Consider the following 18364-nt stretch of genomic DNA (forward strand, 5'->3'; position numbering starts at 1 on the left):
GAGTACTCCGGCGCAGGGCGGTCCAGGGGAGAGCGGTACACGGCTGGGTGGCACAGGGCTGGGCGGCCGGTGCTGGTCGGGTCGCCGATGGGGCGGTCCGGTCGGCATCGAGCCGGGGGCGGAGCGGACGGGCGGCCGGTCCGGTCGGCACCGGGCCGGGGCTGGTGGCCCGGTGGGAAAACCGGTAGGGACGGCGGCGGGTTTTGGCGATACTCGGGCGTGTGTTCCTGACGATCGCCATCACCGGCAGCGCCGACCGTCCCGCGACCGACCTCGGATTTCTGCTGCACAAGCGTCCTGACAAGTCGCAGCAGTTCTCGACGGCACACGGCACCGCGCACGTCTTCTACCCGGAGGCGCATACGGAACGGTGCTCGGTGGCGCTGTTGTTGGAGGTGGATCCCATCGCCCTGGTCCGCCGCGGCAGGGGGAAGGGCCGCGGCGGGGCGCCGGACTCGGCGCTCGGACAGTATGTGAACGACCGGCCGTACGCGGCCTCATCGCTGCTGGCGGTGGCGCTGCGGAGCGTCTTCGCGAGCGCGATGAAGGGGCAGTGCGCCGCCCGGCCCGATCTGGTGGCGCGGGCGCTGCCGTTGCGCATCGAGGTGCCGGTGCTGCCGGCCCGGGGCGGTGCGGAGCTGGTGCGCAGGCTGTTCCGGCCGTTGGGGTGGACGGTGCTCGCCGAGCCGGTGCCGTTGGACGAGACCTTCCCCGAGTGGGGAGACTCGCGCTATGTGCGGCTCGTCCTGGAAGGGGAGCAGGTCCTCGCCGAGGCGCTGCGGCACCTGTACGTGCTGCTGCCGGTCCTGGACGACGCCAAGCACTACTGGGTGGCCGCGGACGAGGTCGACAAGCTGCTGCGGGCAGGGGAGGGCTGGTTGGAGGGCCACCCCGACCAGCGGATGATCGTCGGCCGCTACCTCGCCCGGAGGTCCTCGCTGACCCGCCAGGCCATGGAGCGGCTGGAGCTGGAACGGCTCGCGGAGTCGGACGACGCCGCAGCCGAGGAGATCGACAACGCGGTGGACGAGGAGATCGACACCGAGGAGCGACCGGTGCCGCTCGCCGTCCAGCGGCGGGAGGCGATCCTTCAGGTGCTGCGCGCGGACGAGGCGGCCCGGGTGCTCGATCTGGGCTGCGGGCAGGGCCAGTTGGTCGGTGCGCTGCTCAAGGAGGGGCAGTTCACCGAGATCGTCGGGGTGGACGTGTCGATGCGCGCCCTGCACGTGGCGCGGCGCCGGCTGCGGCTGGACCGGATGCCCGAGCGGCAGGCGGAGCGGGTACGGCTGGTGCAGGGTTCGCTGGCGTACACCGACGGCCGGCTGAAGGGGTATGACGCGGCGGTGCTGAGCGAGGTCGTCGAGCATGTCGATCCGCCGCGGCTGCCGGCGCTGGAGTACGCCGTGTTCGGGGCGGCCAGGCCGCGGACGGTCGTGGTGACCACGCCGAACGTCGAGTACAACGTGCGCTGGGAGTCGCTGCCGGCCGGACAGGTGCGGCATGCGGACCATCGTTTCGAGTGGACCCGGGAGGAGTTCCGGCGTTGGGCGCAGGAGGTCGCCGAACGGCACGGCTACGGGGTGACCTTCGGCCCGGTGGGGCCCGACGACCCCGAGGTCGGGCCGCCCACCCAGCTAGCGCACTTCCGTCTGCATGGTGAGTCCGGCGACGACCGGAACCGCGCCGCCAGCAGAAGCAGAGATTTCAGCAGTGCAGACCGCAGCCGTACGTGCCCCAGCCAGGCAGAAGCCAGCGGTGCGGACAGCAGCAGCCCGGACATCAGCAGTCCGGGCACCAGCGGTACGGACAGCAGCAGCCTGGACACCAGCGGCTCCAGGGCAGGGAAGGAGGCCGTGGCATGACCGACGTCGAGCGCAGGGATTCTGATGGGGACGGGCAGCGCGCGGGCGGGGCGCCGAAGGAGGTGGCTCGGCGTGCCCTCGGCGTGCCGGACCTCTCGCTGGTGGTGCTGGTCGGAGCCACCGGCTCCGGCAAGTCCAGCTTTGCCGCCCGGCACTTCAAGTCGACCGAGGTGGTCTCCTCCGACTTCTGCCGGGGGCTGGTCAGCGATGACGAGAACGACCAGAGCGCGAGCGGCGATGCCTTCGACCTGCTGCACTACATCGCCGGCAAGCGGCTGGCGGCCGGGCGGCTGACGGTCGTCGATGCCACCAATGTGCAGTCCGAGGCACGCGGCCAGCTGGTGCGGCTGGCCCGGGAGCACGACGTGCTGCCGGTGGCGATCGTGCTGGACGTGCCCGAGCAGGTCTGCGCCGAGCGCAATGCGACGAGGGCCGACCGGGTCGGGCTGCCGCGCCGGGTCATCCAGCGCCATCAGCGTGAACTGCGGCGCTCGCTGCGTCACTTGGAGCGCGAGGGCTTCCGCAAGGTGCACGTCCTGCGCGGTCCGGCGGAGGTGGACTCCGCCGAGGTCATACGGGAGCGGCGGTTCAACGACCTCCGCCATCTCACCGGGCCGTTCGACATCATCGGCGACATCCATGGCTGCCGTTCCGAGCTGGAGACGCTGCTCGGCCGGCTCGGCTATGCGCTGGTCCGCGACGGCCTCGGCCGGGCGGTGGACGCGGTGCACCCTGAGGGCCGTACCGCGGTGTTCGTCGGCGACCTCGTCGACCGGGGCCCGGACAGCCCCGGTGTGCTGCGGCTGGTGATGGGCATGGTCGGCGCCGGGCACGGGCTCTGTGTGCCCGGCAACCACGAGAACAAGCTCGGCCGTCACCTCAAGGGCCGCAAGGTGCAGCACACCCATGGGCTCGCCGAGACCCTCGCCCAGCTGGAGAAGGAGGACGACGCGTTCCGGGCCGAGGTCGCGGCGTTCATCCAGGGGCTGGTCAGCCACTACGTCCTGGACGGCGGAGGGCTGGTGGTGTGCCACGCCGGGCTGCCGGAGAAATACCACGGCCGGACCTCGGGCCGGGTGCGGTCCTTCGCTCTCTACGGCGACACGACCGGCGAGACCGACGAGTTCGGCCTGCCGGTGCGCTACCCGTGGGCCGAGGACTACCGCGGTCGCGCCGCCGTCGTCTACGGACACACGCCCACCCCACGGGCCGGCTGGCTCAACAACACCATCTGTCTGGCCACCGGCTGCGTGTTCGGCGGTGCGATGACCGCGCTGCGCTGGCCGGAGCGTGAACTGGTGGACGTCCCCGCGGAGCAGGTCTGGTACGAGCCCGCGAAGCCGCTCACCACGGAGGCGCCCGGCGGGGCGGACGGCCGACCGCTCGACCTGAACGACGTGGCGGGGCGCCGGACCGTGGAGACCCGGCAGATGGGCCGGCTCGCGGTGCGGGAGGAGAACGCCGCGGCGGCGCTGGAGGTGATCAGCCGCTTCGCGATCGACCCACGGCTGCTGCCGTACCTCCCGCCGACGATGGCGCCGTGTGCCACCTCGAAGGAGGAGGGCTACCTGGAGCACCCGGCGGAGGCGTTCGCCGGCTACCGGGCGGACGGGGTACGGCATGTGGTGTGCGAGGAGAAGCACATGGGGTCCCGGGCCGTGGTCCTGGTGTGCCGCGACGACGCGGTGGCCGCCGGGCGCTTCGGGGTGCCCAAGGGCGTGTCGGGTGCGCTGTACACCCGTACCGGGCGGCCGTTCTTCGACGATCCGGAACTGACCGAACGGGTGGTGCGGCGGGTCCGCGAGTGCGTCGGGGAGGCAGGGCTCTGGGCGGAGTTGGAGACGGACTGGCTGCTGTTGGACGCGGAGTTGATGCCGTGGTCGCTGAAGGCGACGGGGCTGCTGCGCCAGCAGTACGCGGCGGTCGGCGCGGCGTCCCGGGCGGTGTTCCCGGGCGCGCTCAAGGCGCTGGAGGCGGCCGCCGCCCGGGGCGTCGAGGTGGCGCCGCTGCTCGAACGGCAGCGTGAGCGGGCCGTGGACGCCGCGGCGTTCACGGCGGCGTACCGGCGCTACTGCTGGCGGGTCGGGGCGCAGACGGCGGTCGGGGTCGCGGACGGGGGCGCGGACGGGGTCGGGGACGGCCCACCGGAGGGCGGCGAGGTGCCCGACGGCACGGCCTCGGCCACCTTGCCGGAGCGGGCCGCCGCGTCGGGGAAGACCGCCGCGCCGGAGCGGGCGACCGGGCGGACGCCGGAGCGGACGACCCCGCCGGAGCGGGCGGCCGATCCCGGTGGGCTCGACGGCATCCGGCTCGCGCCGTTCCAGATCCTCGCCGTGCAGGGGCGCAGCCTCGCCGCGCTGCCGCACCCCGAGCAGCTGGCGCTGATCGACCGGCTCGTCGCGGCGGACGCGGCGATGGCGTCCCGGGAGGGTGCGCCGGCCGCCGACGGCACGCCGGACCGGCCGGGGCTGCTGACCACGACCCGCCGGATCGCCGTGGACACCGAGGACGAGCAGTCGGTCGCGGCCGGCATCCGTTGGTGGCTGGAGCTGACCGCGGACGGCGGGGAGGGCATGGTGGTCAAGCCGGAGCAGGCGCTGGTCCGGCAGGCCGACGGGCGGCTCGTACAGCCGGGGGTGAAGTGCCGCGGCCGGGAGTACCTGCGGATCGTCTACGGTCCGGAGTACACCCGCCCGGACAACCTCCGGCGCCTGCGCTCCCGCCACCTGGGCCACAAGCGCTCCCTGGCCCTGCGGGAGTACGCGCTCGGGCTGGAGGCGCTCGACCGGCTGGCGGAGGGCGAACCGCTCTGGCGGGTGCACGAGGCGGTCTTCGCGGTGCTCGCGCTGGAGTCGGAGCCGGTGGACCCGCGGCTGTAGCCGGCCCGCGGTTCCACCGCCGCGCGAGCGTGAGCAGGCGGAAGTCCCAGGGCCGGGGGAGGCGCCGACCCCGGGAGACCAGACCGGGAGACCGGCCGGGGAGACCGGCCGGGGAGACCGGCCCGGAGACCGGCCCCGGGAGACCGACTGCCCTCCCGGGCCGGAGGCCTCCGTCCCCCGGTCCACTTGAAGGCCGGGGCCCTGCCCCGGTCCACGGGACTGCCGGCGCCCTCCGGTAGTGGCCGCCCCTGCGTAAGAACTCCCGTGCTCGCGCGCGGCGTTGTTCCCCGGCCCGCTTCCTTCGTCCCCTCCGTCCCCTCCATCACCTCTGGCCGCCGCCCGCACCGGCACCTCCCCTGCGGTGCGCCGGCCGCCACGGCAGCCCCGCGGCTCGGCCGTTCGCCGGCTCGTCGAGGCGCCGGAGGCCGGCCGGCGCCGGCCGGTGAGGGGCGACCCGCTCCACCCGAGATCGCCCGACTCCCTCCGCCGAGCCCGTGAAGCGGCCAAGATGGGGTGATGGGATTCCATGTCGACTCAGAGGCCGGGCGGCTCCGCCGGGTCATCCTGCACCGCCCCGACCTGGAGCTGAAACGGCTCACGCCGTCCAACAAGGACGCCTTGCTCTTCGACGACGTGCTGTGGGTGCGCCGGGCGCGGGCCGAACACGACGGCTTCGCCGATGTGCTCCGGGACCGGGGGGTGGACGTACACCTCTTCGGGGACCTGCTGGCCGAGAGCCTGCAGGTCCCCGAGGCACGCGAGCTGGTCCTGGACCGGGTCTTCGACGAGAAGGAGTACGGGCCGCTGGCCACCGACCATCTGCGGGCCGCCTTCGACGAGATGCCGGTGCCGGAGCTCGTCGAGGCGCTGGTCGGCGGCATGACCAAGCGCGAGTTCCTGGAGCGTCACCTCGAACCGACCTCGGTCCGGTTCCACGTCATGGACCTCGACGACTTCCTGCTCGGCCCGCTGCCCAACCACCTCTTCACCCGCGACACCTCCGCCTGGATCTACGACGGGGTGTCGATCAACTCCATGCGCTGGCCGGCCCGGCAGCGCGAGACCGTGCACTATGAGGCGATCTACCGCTACCACCCGCTCTTCCGCGGCGACGGCTTCCACATCTGGTCGGAGGGGCAGGCCGACTTCCCCTCGACGATCGAGGGCGGCGACGTGCTGGTGCTGGGCAGCGGCGCGGTGCTGATCGGGATGAGCGAGCGGACCACCCCGCAGGCCGTGGAGCTGTTGGCGCGCGGGCTGTTCGCGGCCGGCTCAGCGCGCACGATCGTGGCGCTGGACATGCCCAAGCGGCGAGCGTTCATGCACCTGGACACTGTGATGACCATGATCGACGGGGACACCTTCACCCAGTACGAGGGGCTCGGCATGCTGCGCTCGTACACCGTCGAGCCGGGCTCGGGCGACAAGGACCTCAAGGTCACCGACCACCCGCCGGAGCATATGCACCGCGCCATAGCGGCGTCCCTGGGGCTGCCCGACATCCGGGTGCTGACCGCGACCCAAGATGTGCACTCCGCCGAGCGGGAGCAGTGGGACGACGGCTGCAATGTGCTGGCGGTCGAGCCGGGCGTGGTGGTGGCCTACGAGCGGAACGTCACCACCAACACCTTCCTGCGCAAGCGCGGCATCGAGGTGATCACGATCCCGGGCAGTGAGCTGGGGCGGGGCCGGGGCGGGCCGCGCTGTATGAGCTGTCCGGTGGCGCGGGACGCGGTGCCCGGGGCAGCCTGAGGTCATGGTGCGATGGAGGGGCTCCGGAGTGGTGCGAGGGGCCGAGCTCGTATAGAGATACGGTGCCTCGTATAGACTTCCATTGCGTGCGCCGGTGCGTACGCCGCCGTGCGCCGCACGCACCCCGTCCCGACCGCCGAACCAGGAGCCCACCCATGGCGATAGACCTCAGGGGCCGCCACTTCCTCAAGGAGCTGGACTTCAGCGCCGAGGAGTTCCGCCGACTGATCGACCTGGCGGCCGAGCTGAAAGCGGCCAAGCGCGCCGGCACCGAGGTCCAGCGTCTGCAGGGCCGGAACATCGCCCTGATCTTCGAGAAGACCTCGACCAGGACGCGCTGCTCCTTCGAAGTCGCGGCCGCCGACCAGGGCGCCTCGACCACCTACCTCGACCCGTCCGGCTCCCAGATCGGGCACAAGGAGTCGGTCCGGGACACCGCCCGGGTGCTGGGCCGGATGTTCGACGGCATCGAGTTCCGCGGCAGCCGGCAGGCCGATGTCGAGGAGCTGGCGGCGCACGCCGGGGTGCCGGTCTTCAACGGGCTGACCGATGACTGGCACCCGACGCAGATGCTCGCCGATGTGCTCACCATGATCGAGCACGGCCAGGGGCGCCCCCTGGAGGAGACCGCTTTCGCCTACCTCGGCGATGCCCGCAACAACATGGGCAACTCCTACCTCGTGACCGGTGCCCTGCTCGGGATGGACGTCCGGATCGTGGCGCCCGAGGAGCTGTGGCCCGAGGAGACGGTGATCGCCGCGGCGCACCGCCTCGCCGGGGCCAGCGGAGCCCGGATCACCCTCACCGCCGACGTCGCCGAGGGCGTGCGCAGTGCGGACTTCGTCGCCACCGACGTCTGGGTCTCCATGGGGGAGCCCAAGGAGGTCTGGGACGAGCGGATCGCGCTGCTGGCGCCGTACGCGGTCACGATGGACGTGCTGCGGGCCACCGGGAAGCCGGAGGTGAAGTTCCTGCACTGCCTGCCCGCCTACCACGACCTGGGCACCGCGGTCGGCCGGGAGATCCACGCCCGGCACGGCCTGTCGTCGCTGGAGGTCACCGACGAGGTCTTCGAGTCCGCGCACTCCGTCGTCTTCGACGAGGCGGAGAACCGGATGCACACGATCAAGGCGGTGCTGGTCGGGACGCTCGCCCGCTGAGCTGCCCGCGGTCGCGGACGCGGGTACCGGACGCGGCCGTCCGGTGGCGGTGCGGGTGTCCGGGGGTGTGGCTGTCCGGCGGCGAGCCGCCCGGTGGTGCGGCCGTCCGCGGCATGGCGGTAAGGGCGCCGGCCGCGGACGTGGGGGCTACGCGGACGTGGGGATGGCCGCGGAGGTAGGGATGGCCGCGGAGGTAGGGGCTGCGCGGCCGTGGAACGGCGCCGGCGGGTCCGCCGTAGGAAATATCACACTGCATAGCCATACGCCGCGTCGGGCGAGCATGCGGCCTGCGCGGTTACCATCGAACCGCTTGCGGGGTTCGGGCCCACCGGTCCGGACCCCGCTTTCCGTGTGGCCCACCCCCGCCGCGCGCCTCGCACCACCAGAGAGAGAACCACCCCGCATGCGTCCCTCAGGTCCCCGCGGACTGCGCATCAAGTCCCCCGACGTCCTCATCGCCGAATCGGGCGCGGACCTCGAAGGCCATGGCCTCCGGCGCAGCATGGGGCTCTTCCAGCTCGTGTGCTTCGGCATCGGCGCCATCGTCGGCACCGGCATCTTCGTCGGCCTGTCCGACACCGTGGCCGAGGCCGGCCCGGCCGTCCTGGTGTCCTTTGTGCTCGCGGCCGTCACCTGCGTCTTCACCGCCTTCTCCTTCGCTGAGCTGGGCGGCGCGATACCGGTGTCCGGAAGCTCGTACTCGTACGCCTACGCCGCCCTCGGCGAGCGCACCGCCTTCCTGGTCGGCTGGTGCCTGCTGCTGGAGTACGGCGTCTCGGTCTCGGCGGTCGCGGTCGGCTGGGGCGAGTACCTCAACGAGCTGCTCGGCAGCCTGACCGGCTGGCAGCTGCCGGCCGCGCTCTCCAACCCGCCCGGCGAGGGCGGCATCGTCAACCTCCCGGCCGTCGTGGTGATCCTGCTCGCCGCCCTGCTGCTGGTCCGCGGCGTCCGCGAGAGCGCCCGCGCCACCGCCGCGATGGCGGTGCTCAAGCTCGCGATCCTGGTGCTGTTCTGCGCGGTCGGCTTCAGCGCCTTCCGGGCCGGCAACCTCACGCCGTTCGCCCCGCAGAGCATCGCCGGGATCACCTCGGGCGCCTCGGTCGCCTTCTTCTCCTACATCGGGTTCGATGCGATCACCACCGCCGGTGAAGAGGTGCGGAACCCGCGGCGCAACATCCCCATCGCGATCATGGTCTGCATCGGTGTGGTCACCGTCCTGTACTCCCTGGTCGCCCTCGCCGCCATCGGCGCCCTCTCCGCCGACCAGGTCGCCGACCGGCCGGCCGCGCTGTCGCTGATCGTCGACCACGTCACCCACTCGGCACTCGGCGGCGGGGTGATCGCCTTCGGCGCGGTCGTCGCCATCGCCTCCGTCGTCCTTGCGGTGATGTACGGCCAGACCCGCATCCTGATGTCGATGTCCCGGGACGGGCTGGTCCCGCGGGTCTTCGAGCGGGTCTCGCCGCGTACGGCCACGCCGGTCGCCAACACCTGGATCGTCGCTGCGGTGTTCGCCGTGCCGGCCGCGGTCGTCCCGCTGGACGTGGTGATGAACCTGACCAGCATCGGGACCCTGGCGGTCATGGCCGTGGTCAACGTCAGCGTGCTGGTGCTCCGGCGCACCCGCCCCGACCTGCAGCGCCGCTTCCGCGTCCCGCTCTTCCCGGTCAGCCCGATCCTCGGCATCGGCTTCTGCGGCTACCTGATGTACGGGACGGGCCCGGCGACCTGGCTGCAGTTCGCCGCCTTCCTGGTGGCCGGCGCCCTGGTCTACGCGGCCTACGGGCGGCGCCACTCGCGGCTGGGTGCGGCCGCCCGGCAGCCGGTGGACGGAGCCGGCCCGGACCCGGTCAGCGCCGGCGTACCCGTCGTCGCAGCTCGGGAAGGGTGAACCAGACTGCCTTGCCGTCCGCCGTCCGCCGTCGGGCGGCAGCCGGATCCGGAGCTGAGCGAGCGGACCAGCACCAGGCCACGGCCACGGGCAGCGGCCAACGCGGCCCGGTGGTCCTCGCCCGCGGCGGCGTCGAGCGGCTCGCCGAGCCCCTCGGCGGGCTCCGGATCGCCGTCGTGCACCTCCACCCGGCAGCCGGCCGGCCCGCGTGCCACCACCAGCCCGACGGGGGGCGGGGGCTCGGGTGTGCTTGAGGGCGTTGGCGACGAGAGTGCGCAGCGGCCGGTGCAGGGGCGAGCGGCCGGGGCCGCGGTGACCTGAGTCCCGTCGTGGGCGGGACCTTCGGCAGGGGCCCGGCCCGCACCCGGGCCGTACTCCGGCCCGTGGATCGGCCCGGCACCGCCCGGACCCCGGCCCGTATCCCGCCCCGTGGATCGGCCCGATGTCGCCCCGTAACCCGGCCCCGTACGCCGCCCCGTACCCGCGTCGATCGGGCCCGCACCGCGCATGCACTCAGTCCGTACGAGTCCCGTACCCGCCCGGTACGAGTCCCGTACCCGCCCCGTAAGGCGGACCCGCACATCGCCCCGGCGGACCCGCACATCGCCCAGCTGAGCTATCGCGTCCTCGTGACGACGGTAACGAAGCGGTGATAGCTTCGAAGGGCATCCGGAGAACATCCACCGGCCGACCCGCCAAAGGGGGCAGGCAGCCCGATGAGCCCGTTCACAGGATCCGCCCACCGCACCGACCCCTGGCAGCACATCCGCGTGACCAGGCAGGACGGTGTCGCCACCGTCACCCTGGCGCGCCCCGAGAAGCTCAATGCGCTCACCTTCGAGGCCTACGCCGACCTCCGCGACCTGCTCGCCGAACTCTCCAGGGAGCGCTCGGTACGCGCCCTGGTGCTCGCCGGACAGGGGCGCGGATTCTGCTCCGGCGGCGATGTCGAGGAGATCATCGGCGCCACCCTGGGCATGGACACCGGCCAGCTGCTGGACTTCAACCGGATGACCGGGCAGGTCGTCCGGGCGCTGCGGGAGTGCCCGTTCCCGGTGATCGCGGCGGTGCACGGGGTCGCGGCCGGCGCCGGTGCGGTGCTGGCCCTGGCCGCCGACTTCCGGGTCGCCGACCCCTCCGCCAAATTCGCCTTCCTCTTCACCCGGGTCGGGCTGTCCGGCGGCGACATGGGCGCGGCCTATCTGCTGCCCCGCGTCATCGGCCTCGGTCACGCCACCCGGCTGCTGATGCTCGGCGACGCCGTACGCGCCCCGGAGGCCGAACGCCTCGGCCTGATCAGCGAGTTGGCCGAGGAGGGTCGAACCGACGAGGCGGCCGCCGCGCTCGCCCGCCGGCTGGCCGAGGGGCCGGCGCTGGCCCACGCCCAGACCAAGGCGCTGCTCACCGCCGAACTCGACATGCCGCTCGCCGCCGCCGTCGAGATGGACGCCGCCACCCAGGCGCTGCTGATGAACAGCGCCGACTACGCGGAGTTCCACGCCGCCTTCACGGAGAAGCGGAACCCCAAGTGGCAGGGGAAGTAGCGATGCGGGTCGCCGTCATCGGCGGAGGGCCGGGCGGCCTCTACGCCGCCGCCCTCCTCAAACGCCTCGACCCCACCCGTGAGGTCACCGTCTGGGAGCGCAACGCCCCGGAGGACACCTTCGGCTTCGGTGTGGTGCTCTCCGACGAGACCCTCGGCGGCATCGAACACGCCGACCCGGAGGTCTACCGCGCACTCCAGCAGGAGTTCGTCCGCTGGGACGACATCGACATCGTCCACCGGAGCCGCACCCTCACCTCCGGCGGACACGGCTTCGCGGCGCTCGGCCGGCGCCGGCTGCTGAGCGTCCTGCACCGGCGCTGCCGCGACCTCGGCATCGCGCTGCGCTTCCGCACCGAGGCGCCGCCCGCCGCCGAACTCGCCCGCACCCACGACCTGGTGATCGCCGCGGACGGCGTGCACAGCGCCACCCGCACCGCGCACGCCGACGCCTTCGGCCCCGCGCTCACCACCCACCGCTGCCGCTACATCTGGCTCGCCGCCGACTTCGCCCTGGACGCCTTCCGCTTCGAGATCGCCGAGACCGCCCACGGCGTCGTCCAGCTGCACGCCTACCCCTACGCCGGTCCGTCGCCCGGGCACCTCTCCGCGGACGGGCCCGCCGCCGGGCGGCTCCTCCCGGACGGCGCCAGCACCGTCATCGTCGAGATGCGGGAGGAGGTCTGGCGGGCCGCCGGGCTCGACCGCGCCGACGAGCGCGAGTCCGCCGAATGGTGCGCCAAGACCTTCGCCGACGGGCTGGGCGGCCGGCCCCTGCGCTCCAACAACTCCAGCTGGACCGCCTTTCGCACCGTCGTCAACGACCGCTGGTCGCACGGCAACACCGTGCTGCTCGGCGACGCCGCGCACACCGCGCACTTCTCCATCGGCTCCGGCACCAAGCTCGCCGTCGAGGACGCCCTGGCGCTCGCCGCCTGCCTCCAGGAGCAGCCCGGGATCGACGCCGCACTGGCCGCGTACGAGGCGGAGCGCCGGCCCGTCGTCGCCTCCACCCAGCGCGCCGCCCACGCCAGCCTGGCGTGGTTCGAGGAGCTGGCCACCTACATCGACCAGCCGCCCCGCCAGTTCGCCTTCAACCTCCTCACCCGCAGCCGCCGGGTCACCCATGACAACCTGCGGCTGCGCGACTCCGGGTTCGTCGCCGCGGTCGAGGACGAGGCGGGCACCCCGGACGGCACCCCGCCGATGTTCACCCCCTTCCGGCTGGGCGGACTGACCCTGCGCAACCGGGTGGTCGTCTCCCCCATGGACATGTACTCCGCGACCGACGGCGTCCCCGGCGACTTCCACCTCGTCCACCTGGGCGCCCGGGCGCTGGGCGGGGCGGGTCTGGTCATGACCGAGATGGTCTGCGTCAGCGAACAGGGCCGGATCACCCCGGGCTGCGCCGGCCTGTGGACCGAGGCGCAGGCCGACGCCTGGCGCCGGGTCACCGACTTCGTGCACGCCCAGGCTCCCGGCACCGCGATCGGGCTCCAGCTGGGCCACGCCGGCCGCAAGGGCTCCACCAAGCTGATGTGGGAGGGCATCGACGAACCGCTGGACGACGGCAACTGGCCGCTGGTCGCCGCCTCCCCCCTCCCGTACAAGCCCGGCAGTCAGCGTCCCCAGGAGCTGTCAGCGGACGGACTCGGCGAGATCCGCCGGCAGTTCGGCGACGCCGCGCGCCGCGCCGCCCGAGGTGGCTTCGACCTGCTGGAACTGCACTGCGCCCACGGCTATCTGCTGTCCGGCTTCCTCTCCCCGCTGACCAACCACCGCACCGACGCCTACGGGGGATCCCTCAGCCGCCGCCTCCGCTTCCCCCTGGAGGTCTTCGACACGGTCCGCGAGGCATGGCCGGACGACCGGCCGATGACCGTCCGCATCTCCGCCACCGACTGGGCCGACGGCGGCACCACCGCCGAGGACGCGGTGGCGATCGCAGCGGCCTTCGCCGCGCACGGCGCCGACGCCATCGACGTCTCCACCGGGCAGGTCGTCGCCGACGAGCGCCCGGATTTCGGCCGCTCCTACCAGACGCCGTTCGCCGACCGGATCCGCAACACCCTCGGCATACCGGTCATCGCGGTGGGCGCCATCTCCTCCTGGGACGACGTCAACTCCCTGGTGCTGGCGGGCCGTACGGACCTGTGCGCACTGGCCCGGCCGCACCTGTACGACCCGCACTGGACCCTGCACGCCGCCGCCGATCAGGGGTACCAGGGCCCGGGCGCACCCTGGCCGCTGCCCTACCAGGCGGGCAGCCGCACCCCGCCCACCGGGCGTACGGACGCGCCGAAGCCCCGCCTCACGCTGCGATGACGGGGAGGCGCAGGCAGCGGGGCGGGGCCGTTGAGGGGCGGTGAGCCGAAGGGCGGCTCACCGCGGCGCCGTCAGGGAGCCGGCGCGCTGGTGATGTCGGCGGTGATCACCGGTTTGCCGTGCTGCTCCACGGAGACCCGGAGCCGGCGGCCGTCGTCGGCGACGTCCGGGGCGGCCCCCGCGGGGTAGGTATGCACCCAGCAGGGGGCGTCGAGTTCGGCGTAGCGCTCGAAGCGGCAGTCCATCGACACCGGGAGGGTCGGTGCGGTCATCGCGGCCCGGGCCGCCTGCCGGGCGGCCTCGAGCATCAGCATGCCGGGCGCGTGGTCGACGGGGTGGTCGAAGAGCACCGGGTGGGCGGTGTCCACCCGCAGCTGCCAGCGGTCCGGCCGATCGGTGGGGGAGAGCACCACATCGCGGTCGCGGTCCCGGCCGACCAGATGCGCGGTGACCGGCTCGGGCAGCGGCAGCCGCCGGGAGTTGGCGAGGATCGGATCGCTGTACTTGCCGCGCAGCCGGCGGTAGACCGCCGGGCTGTGAGAGGAGTAGTCGAGGGCCGCCGTGGCCAGGACGGCGCCGTCGCGCAGGATGCGGAACCGCTCGCGAGCGCTGATCAGCCGCCGTCCGCGGTGGACCATGTCGTGGTCGGTGATGTGCAGTTCCACCTCGGCCGGCTCCTCCGCGGCGTACAGCGCCTGCGGGGCGAGGTCGTAGCGGATCCGCTGCCAGATGATGGGGTGGTCGAGGGGGACGCGGTGCGCGACGTGGCTGAGTAATATCCCGGCCTGCCGCATGGTCTCGATCAGTAAGAGGGGGTCGTGCAGCCCGTCCACCGGGCCGTAGAAACTATGGGCGCGCGGCCACTGGGCGCTCACCACCCAGCCGTCGGCGGCGCGCCGCCAGTTGGTCAGGAACACCTCGGACACGGCGGTGCGGTGGACGTACTCCCGGGGCACGGTCGTGGTCAAAGCGGAGGGTCGGTTTCCGTCGGCGAACCGGCCTTTTCCCTCGTGACGCCGATCACGTGAGGACGGCATGAGGGTGGCGCTGGCCATAGGTATTGCCTTTCTGACGTGCGGCTCTCAGCGCCCTGGTCGGCTGAGCCTCGCTGCCGCGGCCCTGCGGCACCAAGATACGGACCATGTGGTTTGTTTTCTAGTGCCCCAGGGGCGTTCCTGCTCGTGGGAAGGGGGGTGAACGCCGTCCGGCGGTTCAGGCGGAGAGCTGCGCGGTGCGGCCGTGCGGATCGAGGTGGCTTATCGCGCCGGGGGAGGCGAGCCCCGGCAGGGTGTGCTTCCACAGGGCCGTGACGCGCTCCGGGAGGTCGGCGCGGTTGGTCGCGGCCCGCGAGAACAACTGGACGCCCATATAGGCGGCGACGAAGAACTCGGCCGCCCGGTCCGGCGCCACGCCCGGCAGCAGCTCGCCGTTGCCCCTGGCCTCGGCGAACAGCGTGCTGATGATGTCGGTCCAGGCCTGATAGGGGACCAGGGGCTCCTCGCTGAAGGTCGTCTCCACCGCGATCCGGGTGCCTGCCTGCAGCATCGGGTCGCTGCGCAGGGCCAGCGCCACCCGGTGGGTGAAGTCGATCGCGTCCTGCAGTCGGGAGTCGCTGACCCGGGGCAGGAACGGATCGGTCTGTTCCGTTATGACCGCACGGGCCAGTGCGTCCTTGGACGTGAAGTGGAAGTACACGGCCCCCTTGGTCACCCCGGCGCGCTGGATGATCTCGGCCATCGTGGCGGCCTGGTAGCCGCGGGTACCGATCACATGAGCAGCAGCTTCGAGGACGGCACGCCGGGTGCGCAGAGCGCGTTCCTGCTTGACCACCGATCATCCTCCATGTGCTTTTTGGAGTTGTTGCACCTGAGTGCGGCCCGCCGTCGTGGCCGCGCAGTCTATTTGCGCATCATGAAGAAGCCAACCATGCGGTATTGACCCTGCGCGTCCCGCGCATTCACGAGTGCGAGGAGCTGCCACCCGATGTCCGTCACCGACGCCCCCGTCCCGCCCGCCGTGCAGCGCGAGGTCCGGCTCGCGGCCCGCCCCGACGGCGAACTGACCGCACGCCACTTCGTCATCGCCGAGGTGCCCGTTCCCCGGCCCGGACCCGGTCAGGTGCTGGTGCGCACCCGGGTGATGGCGGTGACCGCGGCGATGCGGACCCAGATGACCGGGGTCCCGCTGCCGATGCCCTCCTTCGTACCGGGCAAGGCGCTGTGGGGCTCGGCCGTCGGCGAGGTGGTGGAGGCGCCCGACGGCGGCTTCACCCCGGGCGACCTCGTCCACCACCCCTGCGGATGGCGGGAGTTCGCGGCCGTCGAGGTGGAGCGGGTCCGCCGGCTCGCCCCGGACGCGCTGCCCACGCCGGCCGCACACCTCTCTCAGGGGGCGACCGCCTGGGGCGCGCTGCGCCGAGCGGCCGAAGTGCGGCCGGGGGACACGGTGTTCATCACCGGCGCGGCGGGCGGGGTGGGCAGCCTGGCCGGGCAGATCGCCCGGCGGCTGGGCGCCGGCCGCATCGTGGGCAGCACCGGTACGGCGGACAAGGCCGCCCGGCTGCGCGCCGAGCTCGGGTACGACGACACAGTGGTGCGCGGCGCCGGCCCGATCGAGCGGCAGCTGCGCCGGGCCGCCCCCGACGGCATCGACGTCCTGCTGGACACCGTGGGCGGCGAACAGCTCTGCGCGGCACTGGCGGTGGCCCGCCCCGATGCGCGGTTCGCGCTGGTCGGTGCGCTCTCCAGCCAACTGGGCGGCAACGGCGGAGTGGCCGCGCCGGTGGAGCTGGACGCGGGGCTGATCATCACGCGGCGGGTGGCGCTGCGCGGCTTCGGCCTGCATGCGCACCCGGATCTGCCGCAGGAGTGGACGGCGGAGTTCGCCCGGGGCCTGCGGAACGGCTCCCTGGTCTTCCCGCACGCCCTGCTGCAGGGGATTGAGCAGGCGCCGCGGGCGCTGTGCGAACTCACGCAGGGGCGTCACATCGGGGCGGTACTGGTGGCGCTGTGAACCGCCCGCGGCCGTGCGGGGGCCTGCGGCGGGCGGTCAGGTCAGCCGGCGGCGGGCAGCTGCGCCGGTGCCGGGCAGGCGGGGGCCGGGAAGCGCCCGGTGGGCAGCAGCGACCACAGGCCGACCACCGACTCCTGCTCCCACCACGTGTTGTCCTCGCCGCCCAGGTGCAGCAGGCCCACCACGATCGAGGTCAACAGCTGTGCGGTGCGCCGCGGTTCGGTGTCCGGTGCGCCTGCCGCCGGTCCGCCCAGCCCGCCCGTCCCACAGGTCACCGCCTTGTCGAGGAAGAGCGCGTACCAGCGCTGCTCCAGGGCGTAGATGCCCAGGCCCGGCGCGGTCTCCGGACGCAGCCGCAGACCGGCGCGCAGCACCGCGTCCGACCGCACCCGGTCGAACAGCTCCACCGCGAAGTCCTGTACGGCGGTGGCCAGCGGCTTGGGGGAGCGGGTGAAGGCGTCCTCGATCTCCTCCAGTGCGGCGAGCGCGGCGTCCCGCACCGCGAGGGTGAGTTCGTCCTTGGACGCGAAGTGGAAGTAGAGGGCTCCTTTGCTCAGGCGGGCCCGCCGGCTGATCTCGACCATGCCTGCGGCGGGAACCCCCTTCTCCAGGAAGGTCTCTGCGGCCGATCGGATGAGTGCCTGGCGGCTCTGGATGGCGCGATGCTGGGTGGGCACGGTGTCCGTCCCGTCTCTAGTACGGCTGCGAGCTGATTGCAGTTTACATAGAAAACCAACCATGCGGTTCGGTATTCTCGGAAGGAATGACCGGAACCGGTGCGCCCTGGCGTGAAGCCAATGTGGTCACTCGCGCGGGGTGTTCGGTGCCACTGGGGGTGGTGCGCCACCAGTTTCCCTCTGGGGCGAGGTGTTGTCGACCCGTCAGGATGTGACAACGGCACATTGACAAACAGCGCAGGCGGTTTTTAAATCTCGGAAGGCGGTAAACGGGACGCTCCCTTTCGTTGCAGCCGCCGCGACGGTCGCGCGCCGCCCCAGGACGGTGGTGCGCCCTGGCGAGACCGCCTCTGCCTTCCCCATCGCCGACCGCAGGCCGCCCGACCCCGCCGAGCCAGCAACGTCACCCGAAACCGCACCCCCCATCGGAATCCGGAAAGGTCTCCAGCCATGCGCGTAGCAACGGAAGTCGGCGAACGTCCCGTGAGAGGCGCACGGGGCGCCGGAGGCGAGACGATCAGGGCCGCCGTGTTCGACCTGGACGGCACCCTCGCCAACACCCTCCCGGCGATCAGCAAGCTGCTGGTCAAGGTGGCCTCGGAGCAGGGGTGTTCGGTCACCACCCGGCAGGCCGTCGCGGCCATCGGCAAGCCGCCCGGCCCCGCCTTCGGCCGGCTGCTGGGCAAGCCCGAGGACGACGCCCGGGTGCAGACTGCCATCTCCCGTTACCGCGAGCTGTTCTCCTACGAAGTCCTGTGCCAGGGACCGCAGCTGCTGTTCCCCGGGGTGACCGCGGGCCTCTCCGCGCTCCGCGCACACGGCGTCGAGCTGGCCGTCGCCACGTCCAAGAGCACCCGTAGCGCCGAGGCGCTGCTGGATGTGATGGGCATCCGCGACCTGGTCGGCCCGGTCGTCGGCCAGGACATGGTCCGGCGCGGCAAGCCACACCCGGAGATGGTGCTGCGGGCGGCCGGCCGGCTGGGCGTCGCGCCCTGGCAGAGCGCCTATGTGGGGGACACGGTGGGGGACATGCGGATGGCGGTCACCGCGCGCATGGAGCCGGTCGCGGTCACCTACGGCTCCGGCACCTTCGGTGAACTGGCCGCGGTCGCCGGCACCCGGATGTGCGGCTCCTTCAAGGACGTGGTCTCCGTGATCGCCGCCGCCCGGCCGCGCGCCGGGGGCGCCGCGCACCGCCCGCCCGTCGGGCACCGCCCGCCCGTCACCGTGGGCGCCCAGGCCCGCCGCCGCTGAGGGGTGGCC

Annotated in this window: 12 protein-coding genes; 9 read left to right on the plus strand and 3 right to left on the minus strand. The window is 72.9% G+C overall.

Annotated elements, in window-relative coordinates:
- Nucleotides 1-221 precede the first annotated feature (221 nt).
- The 7 genes from AB0G84_RS26275 to AB0G84_RS26305 all read left to right on the plus strand — a co-directional run bounded on the left by AB0G84_RS26275 (nt 222) and on the right by AB0G84_RS26305 (nt 13412).
- Nucleotides 222-1862, plus strand: coding sequence for a 3' terminal RNA ribose 2'-O-methyltransferase Hen1 (locus AB0G84_RS26275; protein ID WP_361325543.1), 1641 nt, complete (start codon nt 222-224; stop codon nt 1860-1862).
- Nucleotides 1859-4741, plus strand: a complete 2883-nt coding sequence (locus AB0G84_RS26280; protein WP_361325546.1) for a polynucleotide kinase-phosphatase — start codon at nt 1859-1861, stop codon at nt 4739-4741. Before AB0G84_RS26275 ends, AB0G84_RS26280 begins: the two co-directional genes overlap by 4 nt.
- Nucleotides 4742-5257: 516 nt before the next feature.
- On the plus strand, nt 5258-6493 hold the full coding sequence (locus AB0G84_RS26285; protein WP_361325549.1) for an arginine deiminase: 1236 nt from the start codon (nt 5258-5260) through the stop codon (nt 6491-6493).
- 155 nt (nt 6494-6648) lie between these two features.
- Nucleotides 6649-7653 carry an ornithine carbamoyltransferase gene (gene argF / locus AB0G84_RS26290; RefSeq protein ID WP_361325552.1) on the plus strand — a complete coding sequence of 335 codons (1005 nt, stop codon included), beginning with the start codon at nt 6649-6651 and terminating at the stop codon, nt 7651-7653.
- A gap of 403 nt (nt 7654-8056) precedes the next feature.
- A complete protein-coding gene (locus AB0G84_RS26295; protein ID WP_361325555.1) occupies nt 8057-9544 on the plus strand; it encodes an amino acid permease in 1488 nt (495 codons plus the stop codon).
- A 716-nt stretch (nt 9545-10260) separates the two neighbouring features.
- Complete coding sequence (locus tag AB0G84_RS26300) at nt 10261-11088, plus strand: enoyl-CoA hydratase family protein (RefSeq protein WP_361325558.1); 828 nt, start codon at nt 10261-10263, stop codon at nt 11086-11088.
- Nucleotides 11089-11090: 2 nt separating this feature from the next.
- The gene (locus AB0G84_RS26305) at nt 11091-13412 is read left to right on the plus strand and encodes a bifunctional salicylyl-CoA 5-hydroxylase/oxidoreductase (protein ID WP_361325792.1); all 2322 of its coding nucleotides are present in this window, start codon (nt 11091-11093) and stop codon (nt 13410-13412) included.
- A gap of 71 nt (nt 13413-13483) precedes the next feature.
- Here AB0G84_RS26305 and AB0G84_RS26310 read toward each other — a convergent pair whose 3' ends face one another.
- Together AB0G84_RS26310 and AB0G84_RS26315 are read right to left on the minus strand one after the other, a co-directional pair.
- A complete protein-coding gene (locus AB0G84_RS26310; RefSeq protein ID WP_361325561.1) occupies nt 13484-14380 on the minus strand; it encodes a ScbA/BarX family gamma-butyrolactone biosynthesis protein in 897 nt (298 codons plus the stop codon).
- Between the two features lie 244 nt (nt 14381-14624).
- Nucleotides 14625-15242: a ScbR family autoregulator-binding transcription factor gene (locus tag AB0G84_RS26315; RefSeq protein WP_361325564.1), complete on the minus strand. Its 618-nt coding sequence runs from the start codon at nt 15240-15242 to the stop codon at nt 14625-14627.
- A 153-nt stretch (nt 15243-15395) separates the two neighbouring features.
- Here AB0G84_RS26315 and AB0G84_RS26320 point away from each other — a divergent pair, with 153 nt between their 5' ends.
- Nucleotides 15396-16424 (plus strand): NADP-dependent oxidoreductase, encoded by a 1029-nt coding sequence (locus AB0G84_RS26320; protein WP_361325567.1) that lies wholly within the window; start codon nt 15396-15398, stop codon nt 16422-16424.
- Nucleotides 16425-16465: 41 nt separating this feature from the next.
- Here AB0G84_RS26320 and AB0G84_RS26325 read toward each other — a convergent pair whose 3' ends face one another.
- On the minus strand, nt 16466-17101 hold the full coding sequence (locus tag AB0G84_RS26325) for a TetR/AcrR family transcriptional regulator (protein WP_361325570.1): 636 nt from the start codon (nt 17099-17101) through the stop codon (nt 16466-16468).
- Between the two features lie 528 nt (nt 17102-17629).
- Here AB0G84_RS26325 and AB0G84_RS26330 point away from each other — a divergent pair.
- Nucleotides 17630-18355 (plus strand): HAD family hydrolase, encoded by a 726-nt coding sequence (locus tag AB0G84_RS26330; RefSeq protein WP_361325573.1) that lies wholly within the window; start codon nt 17630-17632, stop codon nt 18353-18355.
- Nucleotides 18356-18364: the final 9 nt, after the last annotated feature.

The sequence above is a fragment of the Streptomyces sp. NPDC020742 genome, from assembly GCF_040641675.1.
Classification (GTDB): Bacteria; Actinomycetota; Actinomycetes; order Streptomycetales; family Streptomycetaceae; genus Streptomyces.